Source organism: Streptomyces sp. (assembly GCF_035645055.1).
Taxonomy (GTDB): Bacteria; Actinomycetota; Actinomycetes; order Streptomycetales; family Streptomycetaceae; genus Streptomyces.
The window spans coordinates 25,991-40,801 of record NZ_DASQNH010000055.1 but is presented as its reverse complement, the minus strand read 5'-3'; the positions used below and the strand labels follow the sequence as shown (position 1 = coordinate 40,801).

General features: G+C 71.4%; 9 protein-coding genes. 7 read left to right on the top strand and 2 right to left on the bottom strand.

The window, feature by feature from the left end; genetic code table 11:
- Positions 1–80: 80 nt before the first annotated feature.
- A complete protein-coding gene (locus tag VE614_RS18355; protein ID WP_324937825.1) occupies positions 81–395 on the bottom strand; it encodes a hypothetical protein in 315 nt (104 codons plus the stop codon).
- Positions 396–593: 198 nt separating this feature from the next.
- On the opposite strand from VE614_RS18355, the gene VE614_RS18350 reads away from it, so the two are divergent.
- From VE614_RS18350 to gcl, 7 genes are all read left to right on the top strand, one after another.
- Positions 594–1,718 carry an MFS transporter gene (locus VE614_RS18350; protein WP_324937976.1) on the top strand — a complete coding sequence of 375 codons (1,125 nt, stop codon included), beginning with the start codon at positions 594–596 and terminating at the stop codon, positions 1,716–1,718.
- Between the two features lie 453 nt (positions 1,719–2,171).
- Positions 2,172–4,565, top strand: a complete 2,394-nt coding sequence (locus VE614_RS18345) for a glycoside hydrolase family 9 protein (RefSeq protein ID WP_324937823.1) — start codon at positions 2,172–2,174, stop codon at positions 4,563–4,565.
- 290 nt (positions 4,566–4,855) lie between these two features.
- On the top strand, positions 4,856–5,986 hold the full coding sequence (locus tag VE614_RS18340) for a GH12 family glycosyl hydrolase domain-containing protein (RefSeq protein WP_324937821.1): 1,131 nt from the start codon (positions 4,856–4,858) through the stop codon (positions 5,984–5,986).
- Positions 5,987–6,150: 164 nt separating this feature from the next.
- On the top strand, positions 6,151–8,412 hold the full coding sequence (locus VE614_RS18335) for a glycoside hydrolase family 3 N-terminal domain-containing protein (RefSeq protein WP_324937819.1): 2,262 nt from the start codon (positions 6,151–6,153) through the stop codon (positions 8,410–8,412).
- A gap of 82 nt (positions 8,413–8,494) precedes the next feature.
- Positions 8,495–10,717 (top strand): glycoside hydrolase family 6 protein, encoded by a 2,223-nt coding sequence (locus VE614_RS18330; RefSeq protein WP_324937818.1) that lies wholly within the window; start codon positions 8,495–8,497, stop codon positions 10,715–10,717.
- 56 nt (positions 10,718–10,773) lie between these two features.
- Positions 10,774–11,880 carry a lytic polysaccharide monooxygenase gene (locus tag VE614_RS18325; protein WP_324937816.1) on the top strand — a complete coding sequence of 369 codons (1,107 nt, stop codon included), beginning with the start codon at positions 10,774–10,776 and terminating at the stop codon, positions 11,878–11,880.
- Positions 11,881–12,375: 495 nt separating this feature from the next.
- A complete protein-coding gene (gene gcl, locus VE614_RS18320; protein ID WP_324937814.1) occupies positions 12,376–14,160 on the top strand; it encodes a glyoxylate carboligase in 1,785 nt (594 codons plus the stop codon).
- A 66-nt stretch (positions 14,161–14,226) separates the two neighbouring features.
- Here the strand turns inward: gcl and VE614_RS18315 are convergent, their stop codons facing one another.
- Positions 14,227–14,802: a TIGR04222 domain-containing membrane protein gene (locus VE614_RS18315; RefSeq protein WP_324937812.1), complete on the bottom strand. Its 576-nt coding sequence runs from the start codon at positions 14,800–14,802 to the stop codon at positions 14,227–14,229.
- Positions 14,803–14,811 lie beyond the last annotated feature (9 nt).

Genomic DNA, 14,811 nt, shown 5'->3' with positions numbered 1-14,811 from the left:
CGTCGCGGCCTTCGGCCGAGGCCTCCCCGCACTCCCCGGTCACCGGCCTGACACCCTCGCCTCTCGGTCGTCCGGCCGGTTCACCGAGTCCACACCTGCTGGAACTCTTCGGCCGGGATCGTCTCCAGCGGGTCCTCGTCGGGGGCGATCGCTTGGTCTGTCAAGCCGCCGTGCTCGTCCTCCAGGTGCTCCCAGCTGTACCGGTGGAGTTGGCCGGCCGACGTCAGCTGTGCTTGCTTGATGATGATCAACTCGCCGCGATCGGCTACGGCCTCCAGGTACCAGAGGCCGCCTTGCTCGTCAGCGTGGCGGAAGTGGTGCCGCGGGGCGGCGGCCTCGTCGAGTGCTCGGTAGTACGCCACGGTCTCAGCTGTGATGCGCTCCAGGTCAACCACGAGACCATCCTGCCAGCGAGCCCACATGGCTGATCCGCACCGCAGGGACGAATTCGGTTGCGGCAGGACCGGTGAACCCGGTGAAGTACCTCCATGGGCGGCGCCAGGGAGCAGGCGCGATCGGCGCGGGCGGGAAGAGACCGTGCGGTCGGTGGGCGGCCGGCCCCATGGCAACGGTCGGCGGTGCTCGTGGCCCTGATGCTGGCCGCCTTCACCTTCAACACTGCGGAGAACCTGCCGATCGGCCTCCTGGATCTCCTCTCCGAAAGCCTTCGGGTGTCGGTGCCGGCGGTCGGCCTCCTGGTCACCGGTTACGGTGTGACGGTCGCCGTCGCGTCCGTGCCGCTGGCCCACGTCACGCGGACCCTGCCTCGACGTCATGTGCTCACGGGCCTGCTGGCCGCACTGGTCGTGTCGAGTCTGATTGCGTCGCTGGCCACCTCCTACCGGCTGCTCCTTGTGGCACGGCTGCTGACCGCGCTCGCCCAGGCGCTGTTCTGGGCCGTGATGGGGCCGGTCGCGGTGGGCCTGTTCGCACCCGAGGTCCGCGGGCGGGTGGTCGGGGCGCTGTCCGTCGCCGGTTCGCTCGCCCTCGTGCTCGGTGTCCCCGCCGGGACCTGGCTGGGCCGGCGGAGCGATTGGCCAGTGCCCGTCGCGATGCTGGCCGGTCTGGGCCTCGTGTCCCTCGTGACGGTCGTCGTTCTGCTGCCCACCTCGCGTCCGGAAGAAGAGCCCGCCGCCTACGGAACCAGTCCCGACGCCCGTCGGTTCGGCATCGTGCTGGCGGCCGGGACGCTGTCCGCTACGGGGGCGTTCGCGGGATTCACCTACATCGTGACGTTCCTGGGTGACGTGAGCGGATTCGCCCCGAGCACGGTCAGCGTCCTGTTCACAGTTTTCGGCGTTGCGTGTCTGACCGGGGTGAGCATCACCGGTGCGCTACTGGACCGCTTTCCGCACGCCGCGTTGACCACTGCGGTAGCCACGCAGGCGGTGGGCATGCTGGGCCTGTACGCGGGAGGCGCCGATCCGGTGGCGGCGGTGGTGTTCTTGGTGCTGATGGGCGGTGCGCTCGGGCCGGTGTTCATGACCACGCAGAACGAGATGCTGCATTGTGCTCCGGGCCGCACGGACATCGCACTCGCGGCGAACTCCGCTGCTTACAACGCCGGAATCGCGGCGGGTGCCGCACTCGGGGGAGTGGTCCTGCCGCTCGCCGACGTGCGGGGCACCTTCCTCGCCGGCGGTCTTCTGACCGTCGGGTCCTGCGCTGTGCTGCTCGGCGGGCGGCTGCTCCGTTGCCGGCCGGAGTCCGTCGAGTAGAGCTGCCGCCGGAAGGCGGCCGGTGGTCTTCTCGTCCAGCTGTCACACACCGGCAGGGGACCGGACCGCGTCACCTTCCCGCGGGTGCTGCACGCCGGCACGACGGGAGCCGGTCGATCGAATGCGACAGGCCGAGCGGGCCTGACCAGCCGGGCCGTGGAGAAGGACCGGCAGCCCGAACTCCTATCCCCGCCATGCCTTGACACGACTGGTCACGGCTGGCTTCATGGCCAGCACGTGGGAGCGCTCCCAGGGGCTCCCGGCACCGGCTCCCGCACGCCTCCCCGCGGACGCGAGCCGGCGCCGGGCTTCAACGCGTCGCGTGCGCACACCTCGTACACCCCGTACGCACGCCCGCGTGCACCGTGCGAAGCAGACCTCCGGCCGCCCCCCGTGCACGGCACGACCCCGATCCATCCTCCCCGCACACGCCCGTACGGAAAGGACGATCCGTTGCGCCCGCACTCACCCAACCCCTTCAAACGGCCCCAGCCGTCCCCCGCCCCCGCCCCCGCCCGGCGCGGACGCGCACGCGGCCCCGCCGCCCTCGCCGCCACCCTCACCGCCGGTCTGCTGCTGCCGCTCACCGCCGCCGCCCCCTCCTCCGCCGCGCCCGCGTTCAACTACGGCGAGGCCCTGCAGAAGTCCCTCCTCTTCTACGAGGCCCAGCAGTCCGGCCCGGTCCCGGACTGGAACCGGGTCGGCTGGCGCGGGGACTCCGGGCTGAACGACGGCAAGGACGCCGGCCTCGACCTCACCGGCGGGTGGTACGACGCTGGTGACCACGTCAAGTTCGGCCTGCCGATGGCGTATTCCGCGACCGTGCTGGCCTGGGGCGGCCTGGAGGAACGCGCCGCCTACACCGGCACCGGCCAGTGGACCCACCTGAAGAACAACCTCCGGTTCGTCAGCGACTACTTCGTCAAGGCCCACCCCTCGCCCAACGTCCTGTACGGTCAGGTCGGCCACGGCGGCAAGGACCACGCCTGGTGGGGGCCGGCCGAGGTCATGCCCATGGAACGGCCCGCCTTCAAGATCGACGCCTCCTGTCCCGGCTCCGACCTCGCCGGGCAGACCGCCGCCGCCCTGGCGGCCTCCTCCATGGTGTTCGCGGACAGCGACGCCGCGTACGCCGGGAAGCTGCTCACGCACGCCAAGCAGCTCTACGCCTTCGCCGACACCTACCGCGGCGAGTACAGCGACTGCATCACCGACGCCCAGAGCTACTACAACTCCTGGAGCGGGTACCGGGACGAGCTGGTGTGGGGTGCCGTCTGGCTGTACAAGGCCACCGGTGATCCCGCCTATCTCGCCAAGGCCGAGAGCTACTACGACAACCTCTCCACCGAACCCCAGACCTCCACCCGCTCCTACCGCTGGACCCTCTCCTGGGACGACAGCTCCTACGGCGCCTACGTCCTGCTCGCCCAGCTCACCGGCAAGCAGAAGTACGTCGACGACGCCAACCGCTGGCTGGACTGGTGGACCGTCGGCGTGAACGGCAGCCGGGTGCGCTACTCGCCCGGCGGACAGGCCGTCCTCGACAGCTGGGGCTCCCTGCGCTACGCCGCGAACACCGCGTTCGCCGCGCTCGTCCACTCGGACTGGCTGACCGGCGATCCGGCCCGCAAGGCCCGCTACCACGACTTCGCCGTCCGGCAGATCAACTACGCCCTCGGTGACAACCCCCGTAAGTCCAGTTACGTCGTCGGCTTCGGGGCCAATCCGCCCACCAAGCCCCATCACCGTACGGCGCACGGGTCCTGGTCCGACCAGATCACCAACCCGGCCGACAGCCGGCACGTGCTGTACGGCGCCCTCGTCGGCGGACCCAGCGCGGCCGACGACGCCTACACCGACGACCGGCAGAACTACGTCAACAACGAGGTCGCCACCGATTACAACGCGGCCTTCACAGGCGCTCTCGCCCGCCTGTACGCCGAGTACGGCGGCATGCCCCTCGCGGACTTCCCCAAGGCCGAGACCCCCGACGGACCCGAGATGTCCGTGCAGGCCTCGGTGAACGCCTCCGGCGCCGGCTTCACCGAGATCAAGGCCTATCTGGTCAACAAGTCGGCGTGGCCCGCCCGCGCCCTCACCGACAGCTCGCTGCGGTACTACTTCACCCTCGAACCCGGCGTCCAGCCGAGCCAGATCAGCGTCAGCACCAACTACAACCAGTGCGGTCCGGTCTCCGGGCCCACCCGCCACGCGGGCGACGTCTACTACGTCACCGTCGACTGCTCCAGCGCCGTGATCGCGCCTGCCGGCCAGTCCGCGTACCGCAAGGAGGTGCAGTTCCGGATCAGTTCGGCCGGTGCCTGGAGCCCCGGCAACGACTGGTCGTACCAGCGGATCGCGACCACTCCCGGCAGCACCCCCGTCGACGCCCCCAACATCGTCCTGCTGGAGGGCGCGGAGCGGCAGTGGGGCGCCCTGCCGGACGGCAGTTCGCCGAGCCCGGATCCGACCCCGACGCCGACCCCGACCCCCGCTCCCACGCCGACCCCGACGCCCACACCCACCCCCGCCGTGGGCTGCGCCGTCACCTACACCGTCGGATCCTCCTGGAACGGGGGGTTCACCGCCGAGGTGCGGATCAAGAACACCGGGGCGGCTCCCGTGGACGGGTGGAAACTCGGCTTCTCCTTCCGCGGCGGCGAGCAGGTCACCAACGCCTGGAACGCCACCGTCACCCAGTCGGGGGCCGAGGTCACCGCGGCGAACGCGGGCCACAACGCGACCCTCCCCGCGGGCGGCACGACGAGCTTCGGCTTCCAGGCGGGCGGTACCCCCGCCGGCGCGCCCGCCGCCTTCACGCTCAACGGCCGTGCCTGCGCCACCTGATTCCCCTCCGCACGGTTCTTCGCAAACTTTCGGGAGCGCTCCCAATTGCTATGGGCGGCTTGCTCGTTGACTGAGCAAGCCGGAGCCACCCCCGCTGACCTGCGTCTTCGAAATCCATTCGACGGAATCGCGCGCGCGGGGTTGTCAGGGGCACGGGCGGACTCCTACAGTCGCGTCCGAAACCGGTGGGGTGGGAGCGCTCCCATCAGTGGGGAGATGGGAGCGCTCCCGACACCCCGATGCCACAGCACCCCCTGTCGAATCCGGTTCCCACGCCAGAGAGGCCCCGCATGCGATCGTCACCGCACCGCCTCCGCACCGCCCGCGCCCTGTTCGGCGCCCTGCTCACCGCGCTGACCACACTCGCCGCGCTGCTCGCCGCCACGGCACCCGCGCAGGCCGACACCACGATCTGCGAGCCGTTCGGCTCGACCGTGATCCAGGGCCGCTACGTCGTCCAGAACAACCGCTGGGGCACCAGCGCCACCCAGTGCGTCACCGCCACCGACACCGGCTTCCGGGTCACCCAGGCCGACGGCTCGGTGCCGACCAACGGCGCTCCGAAGTCGTACCCGTCGGTCTTCAACGGCTGCCACTACACCAACTGTTCGCCGGGCACCAACCTCCCGGCGCAGATCAGCACCATCTCCAGCGCGCCCAGCAGCATCTCGTACGGCTATGTCTCCGGCGCCGTGTTCAACGCCTCGTACGACATCTGGCTGGACCCGACGCCCCGCACCGACGGCGTCAACCGGACCGAGATCATGATCTGGTTCAACCGGGTCGGCCCGATCCAGCCGATCGGCTCCCCGGTCGGCAGCGCGAGCGTCGGCGGCCGCACCTGGGAGGTGTGGACCGGCAGCAACGGCTCCAACGACGTGATCTCCTTCGTCGCCCCGTCGGCGATCGGCAGCTGGAGCTTCGACGTGATGGACTTCGTCGACCAGGCCGTCGCCCGGGGGATGGCGCAGAGCAACTGGTACCTGACGAGCGTCCAGGCCGGGTTCGAGCCGTGGCAGAACGGCGCCGGGCTCGCGGTGAACTCCTTCTCCTCGACGGTGAACACGGGCGGCACGGGCCCCGGTGGCCCGGGTGACCCGGCGGCCGCCTGCCAGGTGACGTACGCGACCAACGTGTGGCAGGGCGGCTTCACCGCGAACGTGACGGTGAAGAACACCGGCACCTCCGCCGTCGACAACTGGAAGCTCGGCTTCACCCTGCCGTCCGGGCAGAGCGTCACCAACTCCTGGAACGCGACCCTGTCCGGCTCCTCGGGCGCGGTCACGGCGAGTCCGGCCGCGCACAACGCGCGGATCGCGGCCGGGGCGACCCAGAGCTTCGGCTTCCAGGGCACCTACAGCGGCAGCTTCGCCAGGCCGGCCGGATTCACCCTGAACGGCACCGCCTGCTCCGTCGCCTGACCCGCGACGCACCGACCCGCTCCGGGCTCCGCCCTGCGCCGACTGGGCGGACCCCGGAGCGTTCCACCCGGCCGCACCGGCGGGGCCCGCGCCCCCGCCGGTCCCGTCCCCCCCTCCCGGCACCACCTCCCGCCCCTCCGGCCCGCACCCGGAAAGGCCCCGCCATGACCCCGCTCCTCCCCGAAGCAGCCGCCCGCCGCACCGCCCGCCGCTCCGTCCGTCCTCGGGCCCGCCGCCCGATCGTCGCCGCCCTCTGCGCCGCGGCGCTCGCCGTCACCGGGCTCACCGCCGCCGTCCCGCCCGAGCGGGACACCGGGCCGGACTCCGCGCGGGCCGCCGCCGTCCTGCCGTACCAGGACCCGGCTCTGCCCGTGCCGCAGCGGGTCGACGACCTGCTGGCCCGGATGACGCTCGACGACAAGCTCGGCCAGATGACCCAGATCGAGAAGGACGCGCTGGTCCCGCAGTCCGACCTCGCCGCCTTCCGCATCGGCTCGGTGCTCTCCGGCGGTGACTCCACGGTCAGCCCCAACAACGCCCAGACCTGGGCCGACACCTACGACTCCCTCCAGCGCACCGCCCTGGCGACCCCGCTCGGCATCCCGATGATCTACGGTATCGACGCGGTGCACGGGCACAACGCGGTGCGCGGCGCCACGCTCTTCCCGCACAACATCGGTCTGGGCGCCACCCGCGACCCCGCGCTCGTGCAGCGCATCGGACGCGCGGTCGCCGAGGAGGTGGCCGGCACCGGTATCGACTGGTCGTTCGCGCCGTGTCTGTGCGTGGCCCGCAACGACCGCTGGGGACGGACGTACGAGTCGTTCGGCGAGACGCCCGAACTGCCCACCTCGATGACGTCGTTCGTGACCGGCCTGCAGGGCGCCGCCCTGGGCGGCGGCCCGGCCTCCGTGCTCGCCACCGCCAAGCACTACCTCGGCGACGGCGGCACCACCGGCGGCGTCGACCAGGGCAACACCCAGATCTCCGAGGCCGAGCTGCGCGCGATCCACCTGCCGCCCTTCCAGGAGGCCGTCAAGCGCGGCGTGGGCTCGGTGATGCTCTCCTACAGCAGCTGGAACGGCGTCCGCTCGCACGCCCACAAGTACCTGGTCACCGATGTCCTCAAGGGCGAGCTGGGCTTCACCGGGTTCGTCGTCTCCGACTGGGCCGCCGTCGACCAGCTCGACGGGCAGACCGGGTTCACCGGCGCCGAGATCGCCACCGCCGTCAACGCGGGCGTCGACATGGTGATGGTCCCGCACGACTACAAGAGGTTCCTGAGCCTGCTGCGCGGCGAGGTCTCCGCGGGCCGTGTCGCCATGGCCCGGATCGACGACGCCAACCGGCGCATCCTCACCAAGAAGTTCCAGCTCGGGCTGTTCGAGCGCCCGTTGACGGACCGTTCGTACACCGCCACGGTCGGCTCGGCGGCGCACCGGGCGCTCGCCCGGGAGGCGGTGCGCGCCTCACAGGTGCTGCTGAAGAACGACGGCGGGATCCTGCCGCTGCCGAAGACGGGCAGGCTGTTCGTCGCCGGGAAGTCCGCCGACGACATCGGCAACCAGAGCGGCGGCTGGACCGTCGGCTGGCAGGGCCGCAGCGGGCCCGTCACCGAGGGCACCACGATCCTCCAGGGCATCCGCGGCGCCGTCGCCGACCCTTCCCGGGTCACCTACGACCGCTACGGCAACGGCATCGACGGCGGCTACACGGCCGCCGTGGCCGTCGTCGGCGAGACCCCGTACGCGGAGATGCGCGGTGACCGGCCCGACGGCATGGGCCTCGACCAGGAGGACCTCCAGACCCTGGCCCGGCTGAAGGCGAGCGGGGTGCCCGTCGTGGTGGTGCTGGTCTCCGGCCGCCCGCTGGACATAACGGCTCAACTGCCGGACTGGAAAGCCCTGTTGGCCGCCTGGCTGCCCGGCACCGAGGGCGGTGGCGTCGCGGACGTGCTGTTCGGTGTCCACGCGCCGACCGGCAAGCTGCCCATGACCTGGATGCGCGGCGCCTCCCAGCAGCCGATCAACGACGGCGACGGCAAGAGCCCGCTCTTCCCCTACGGGCACGGCCTGACCTACGGCACCGGCCCCGGCCCGGATCCCGATCCCGAACCCGATCCGACCCCCGCCAAGGCCTGCACCGCCACCCACAAGCTGGTCAACTCCTGGCCGGGCGGCCACCAGGCGGAGGTCACCGTCAAGAACACCGGCACCGGCCCGATCACCGGCTGGACGGTCGACTGGGAGCTGGGCGGCGCCACCGTCACCAGCCTCTGGAACGGCACCCACACGGTCGCGAACGGCCGGATCACCGTCCGCAACACCTCGTCCAACGGCACCCTCGCCGCCGGCGCCACCACCTCGTTCGGCTACACGGCGAACGGCACCGCGGGCACCCCCGCCCCGCGCTGCGCCCCGGCCTGACCGGACCCACGGTTCTCCCCACCGGCCGACCTCGCGGATGTCCCCACACCCGTCACCCGCACCCCCGCACCGAGGAGAGCACATGACAGACCGGACCAGACGCGCGGACGCCCGTCCGCGCAGGCCGCACCGCAAGCGGACGGCGGCCCTGGCCACCGCGGTGAGCACACTGCTGCTGGGCGCGGCGGCCCAGTTGTCCGCACCCGAGGCGTCCGCCGCGGAGGCGCACGTCGACAACCCGTTCGCCGGTGCCTCGTTCTACGTCAACCCGGACTACGCCCGCCTCGTCGACGGGTCCATCGCCCAGACCGCCGACGCCACGCTCAAGGCGAAGATGGAGAAGGTCAAGAGCTACCCGACGGCCGTGTGGCTGGACCGCATCGCGGCCATCCACGGGGGTGAGGTCAACGCGGGGCGCAAGAGCCTCGCCGACCACCTGGACCTCGCGCTCGCGCAGAAGAAGCCCGGCCAGCCGCTCGTCGCCACCTTCGTCGTGTACGACCTGCCGGGCCGCGACTGCGCCGCCCTCGCCTCCAACGGTGAACTTCCCCTCACCCCGGCGGGTCTGGCCCGCTACAAGAGCGAGTACATCGACGAGATCGCCAAGGTCTTCGCCGACCCGAAGTACCAGGACATCCGCATCACCACGGTCATCGAGCCGGACGGCCTGCCGAACCTGGTCACCAACCTCTCCGACCCGGAGTGCGCCCAGGCGAAGAGCAGTGGCATCCAGGTCGACGCCATCCGGTACGCCCTGAACAAGCTGCACGCCATCCCGAACGTGTACACGTACATGGATTTCGCCCACTCGGGCTGGCTCGGCTGGGACACCAACCTGTCCCAGACCACCCAGCTGTACACGGACGTCGTCAAGGGCACCACGGCCGGGCTGAGCAGCGTCGACGGCCTGATCACCAACGTCTCCAACTACACGCCGCTCGCCGAGCCGTTCCTCACCGACCCGAACAAGACGGTCGGCGGCAACGTGATCAAGTCGGGCAAGTACTACGAGTGGAACCCGAACTTCGACGAGTCCGACTTCACCAAGGCCGTCCACGCCACGCTGGTCGCCCAGGGCTGGCCCGCCTCCACCGGCATGGTCGTCGACACCTCCCGCAACGGCTGGGGCGGCGCCGCCCGGCCCACCGCCGAGAGCACCAGCACGGTCCTCGACACCTACGTCAGCCAGTCCAAGGTGGACCGCCGGGTACACCGCGGCCTGTGGTGCAACGTGAACGGCGCGGGCCTCGGGCACCCTCCGCAGGCGACGCCCGCCGGCTATCCGGACTCGCACCTCGACGCGTTCCTGTGGATCAAGCCGCCGGGGGAGTCGGACGGCGCGAGCAAGGACATCCCGAACGAGGAGGGCAAGCGTCCGGACCCGATGTGCAACCCCGAGTACTCGGCGCCCAACGCGGGCGGCAACCCGACCGGCGCGATGCCGGACGCGCCGCTCGCCGGCCACTGGTTCCACAACCAGTTCTCCATGCTGGTGCGCAACGCGTATCCGGCCGTGCCCACCGGCGGCGGCGGTGACCCCGACCCGACCGACACCACCGCCCCGACCGTGCCGACCGGCCTGAGGGCCACCGCGAAGACCGCGTCCAGCGTCTCGCTGGCCTGGACGGCGGCCACCGACAACGTGGGCGTCACCGGGTACGACGTGTACCGCGACGGCACCAAGGCCAGCACCGCGCCGGTCGCCGGGACCACGTTCACCGACACCGGGCTGAGCGCGGCCACCGCGTACAGCTACACCGTCCGCGCCCGCGACGCCGCCGGGAACGTCTCCGCGGCCTCCGCCGCGCTGAGCGTCACCACGGAGCCGGGCGGCGGCGGCCCCGACCCGGCCGGCGGCCTGAAGGTCACCTACAAGAACAACGACGCCTCGGCCACCGACAACGCCATCCGCCCCGGACTGCGGATCGCCAACACCGGCAGCACCACCGTGGACCTGACCAAGGTCACCGCTCGCTACTACTTCACCCGCGACGGCGGCTCGCCCACCGTGAACGCGTTCTGCGACCACGCGGCCGTCGGCTGCGGCAACGTCACCCTGCGGGTGGTGCCGCTGAGCACCCCGGTCGCGGGCGCGGACGCCTACCTGGAGGTCTCCTTCAAGACCGGCTCCCTGGCCGCCGGGAAGGACACCGGCGACATCCAGCTGCGGATGAGCAAGTCCGACTGGTCCGCGTTCGACGAGGCCGGCGACTACAGCCGCGCCGCCTCCACCGCCTACACCGACGCCCCCAGGATCCCCGCCTACCTGGGCGGCGGCCTGGCGTGGGGCGCCCCGCCGGTCTGACCGGCCCGAAGACCCCCGAGGAGACCCACACCACCCCACCCATCACAGGAGAGACGATGGCTCGAAGCAACAGACGATCGCTGTCCTTACTGGCGGTGCTCGCCACCCTGCTCAGCGGGCTCGGCCTGGCCCTGATCGGCCAGGGCAGCGCGCAGGCGCACGGCGTGACGATGACGCCCGGCTCGCGGACCTACCTCTGCTGGCTGGACGCCAGGACCAGCACCGGCGCCCTGGACCCGACGAACCCCGCGTGCAAGGCCGCGCTCGCCGAGAGCGGTGCGACGGCGCTGTACAACTGGTTCGCCGTGCTCGACTCCAACGCGGGCGGACGCGGCCCGGGCTACGTCCCGGACGGCAAGCTGTGCAGCGCCGGCGACCGCTCCCCGTACAACTTCACCGGCTACAACGCGGCCCGCGCGGACTGGCCCCGGACGCACCTGACCTCCGGGGCGACGATCCGTATCAAGCACAGCAACTGGGCGGCGCACCCGGGCGACTTCCGGGTGTACATCTCCAAGCCCGGCTACGCGCCCACCAAGCCGCTGGGCTGGGGCGACCTGGAGCTGATCCAGACGGTCACCAACCCGCCGCAGTCGGGTTCGGTGGGCTCGGAGTCCGGCCACTACTACTGGGACCTGAAGCTGCCCTCGGGCCGCTCGGGTGACGCGATGATGTTCATCCAGTGGGTGCGGTCGGACAGCCAGGAGAACTTCTTCTCCTGCTCCGACATCGTCTTCGACGGCGGCAACGGCGAGGTGACCGGCATCCGCGGCTCGGGGAGCACCCCGGCCCCGACGCCGACCCCCACCCCGACCCCGACCCCGACGCCCACGCCGACCCCGACCGACCCGCACACCGGGTGCATGGCCCTCTACAAGATCACGAACTACTGGAACGGCGGCTTCCAGGGTTCCGTCGAGGTGATGAACCACAACACCACGGCGCGTGACGGCTGGGCCGTGCGCTGGCAGCCGGGTTCCGGAACCAGGATCAACCAGGTCTGGAACGGCACGCTCAGTACCGGCTCGGACGGCACGGTGACGGTCAGGAACGCCGATCACAACCGCACCATCCCGCCGGACGGCACCGTGACGTTCGGCTTCACCGCCACCTCGACCGGCAACAACCTGCCGGTCGGCTCGGTCACCTGCGTCAACCCGTAACACCGGCAACGACGGCGCCGGCTCCCGCATCCGCGGGGGCCGGCGCTCCCCTGTGCCCGCGGCCACGGGGCGGGGCGGTCGCAGGCGGCGCGGCGCACGCTCACCCACTCCTCGTCCCAGGAGCGGTGGGTGACGAGGTGGCCGGTGCGTGCGGTTCGAGGGGCGGGGCGACGGGCGCGCCGCAGGCGCACGGATGGACGGGCGCGGCGAACGGATGGGCGCACCGGCGGACCGGGCAGCGCACCGACACGCTCTCGGGCATGCCCTCGGCATCCTCCGGCGGGTCCCCGATCGCCCGTTGATCGGCACGTCTGGTGCGGACGTCCCTTGACGGCTTTCACCACTCCCCTTACATTGCTTCCAGATAGTAGAAATTGTTTTCCGTAATGTGGAAAACGTCGGAAGTAACGAAGACAGCGACACCGGACATCCGGAAGGTGCTCACCGCGGGGGCGCGACGGGAGTGCGTATCCGACAGCCGAAGCAGGAGTTCCCATGGCTCGTATGACCGCTGCCCGCGCGGCAGTCGAGATCCTCAAGCGCGAGGGTGTCACCGACGCGTTCGGTGTGCCCGGCGCGGCGATCAACCCCTTCTACGCGGCGCTCAAGGCCTCCGGTGGCATCGCGCACACCCTCGCCCGCCATGTCGAGGGCGCCTCCCACATGGCGGAGGGCTACACCCGCACCCACCCCGGCAACATCGGCGTCTGCGTCGGCACCTCGGGCCCGGCCGGCACCGACATGATCACCGGTCTGTACTCGGCGACCGGCGACTCCATCCCGATCCTGTGCATCACCGGCCAGGCCCCGACCGCGGTGATCCACAAGGAGGACTTCCAGGCCGTCGACATCGCCTCGATCGCCAAGCCGGTCACCAAGATGGCGGTGACCGTCCTGGAGGCCGCACAGGTCCCCGGCGTCTTCCAGCAGGCCTTCCACCTGATGCGCTCCGGCCGTCCCGGCCCGGTCCTCATCGACCTGCCGATCGACGTCCAGCTCACCGAGATCGAGTTCGACCCGGAGACCTACGAGCCGCTGCCGGTCTACAAGCCCGCCGCGTCCCGCGCCCAGATCGAGAAGGCGATCGGCATGCTCAACTCCGCCGAGCGCCCGCTGATCGTCGCGGGCGGCGGTGTCATCAACGCCGACGCGGCCGGACTCCTGGTGGAGTTCGCCGAACTGACGGGCACTCCGGTCGTGCCGACCCTCATGGGCTGGGGCGTCATCCCCGACGACCACGACCTGAACGCCGGCATGGTCGGCCTGCAGACCTCGCACCGCTACGGCAACGCGACCTTCCTGGAGTCCGACTTCGTCCTCGGCATCGGCAACCGCTGGGCCAACCGCCACACCGGCAAGCTCGACGTCTACACCGCCGGCCGGAAGTTCGTGCACGTCGACGTCGAGCCCACCCAGATCGGCAAGATCTTCGCCCCGGACTACGGCATCGCCTCCGACGCCAAGGCCGCCCTGGAGCTGTTCGTCGAGGTCGCCAAGGAGCTGAAGGCCGCGGGCAAGCTGCCCGACCGCTCCGCCTGGGCCGCGTCCGCGCAGGAGCGCAAGGCGACCCTGCTGCGCCGCACCCACTTCGACAACGTGCCGATCAAGCCGCAGCGCGTCTACGAGGAGATGAACAAGGCCTTCGGCCCGGAGACCCGGTACGTCTCCACCATCGGCCTCTCCCAGATCGCCGGCGCCCAGATGCTGCACGTCTACCGGCCACGCCACTGGATCAACTGCGGCCAGGCAGGCCCGCTCGGCTGGACCATTCCGGCCGCGCTCGGCGTCGCCAAGGCCGACCCGGAGGCGCAGGTCGTCGCCCTCTCCGGTGACTACGACTTCCAGTTCATGCTGGAGGAGCTGGCGGTCGGCGCGCAGCACAAGATCCCGTACGTCCACGTCCTGGTCAACAACTCCTACCTCGGCCTGATCCGCCAGGCGCAGCGGGCGTTCGACATCGACTTCCAGGTCAAGCTGGAGTTCGAGAACATCAACTCGCCCGAGCTGGGCGTCTACGGTGTCGACCACGTGAAGGTGGCCGAGGGCCTGGGCTGCAAGGCGATCCGGGTGACCGACCCGAGCGAGCTGGCCGCCGCCTTCGAGCAGGCGAAGAAGCTGGCCGCCGAGTTCCAGGTGCCGGTCGTCGTCGAGGCGATCCTGGAGCGCGTCACCAACATCTCCATGTCCGGCACCAACGACATCGGCAACGTCGTGGAGTTCGAGGAGATCGCGACCGAGCCCGGTCACGCCCCCACGTCGATCAGGACGCTGAAGGTCTGACGCATACGGCGGTGAGGGCGGCCCGTCCGGGGGGTGGGCCGCCCTTTCGCGTGCCCGCGCGCGGGCTCAGTCGGAGCCGCCGCCGTCCCCGCCCCCGCACAGGGGCGCCCCGCCCCCGTAACCCCACGAAGGGCTCGTGCCCCTGACGTCGGCCACCTCGGCCCGGGGCAGCAGGCCCGACCGGAAGGCGAACCGCGGCACGAGCGCCCGCAGGGCCGCATCGCCGTACAGGGCCACGGCGAGCAGCTTGTCGTCGTCGGTCAGCCCGCGCCGGCCGGCGGGCAGCCGGTGCCGGGCCCGCAGGTCCGCCACGTCCCGCCGGGCGCCCCGCGTCGGCCCGAGGAACGGCCAGCGCAGCAGCCCGGCCTCCGCGAGCGGGATGCGCATCTCGGCCACGGCCAGGCGGACCTCGGGATCGCGCATCAGGCGGCGGAACCGGGTGGGCCGCCGAAGGGCGCGGACGACGGCGTCCTCCAGGCCGTTCGCCCCGGCCTCCGCAGCGGCCCAGAGCGTGCCCGGCCGGGCGGGTTCCAGCACACCCCGTAGATGCAGGGCCACCACGGCGACGGTGACGGCGGCGCGCGGACCGCCCCGCAGCAGTGCGATCTCGTGCGGCGCCAGGGCCGCCGTACCGTCGCTCATGGCACTCAC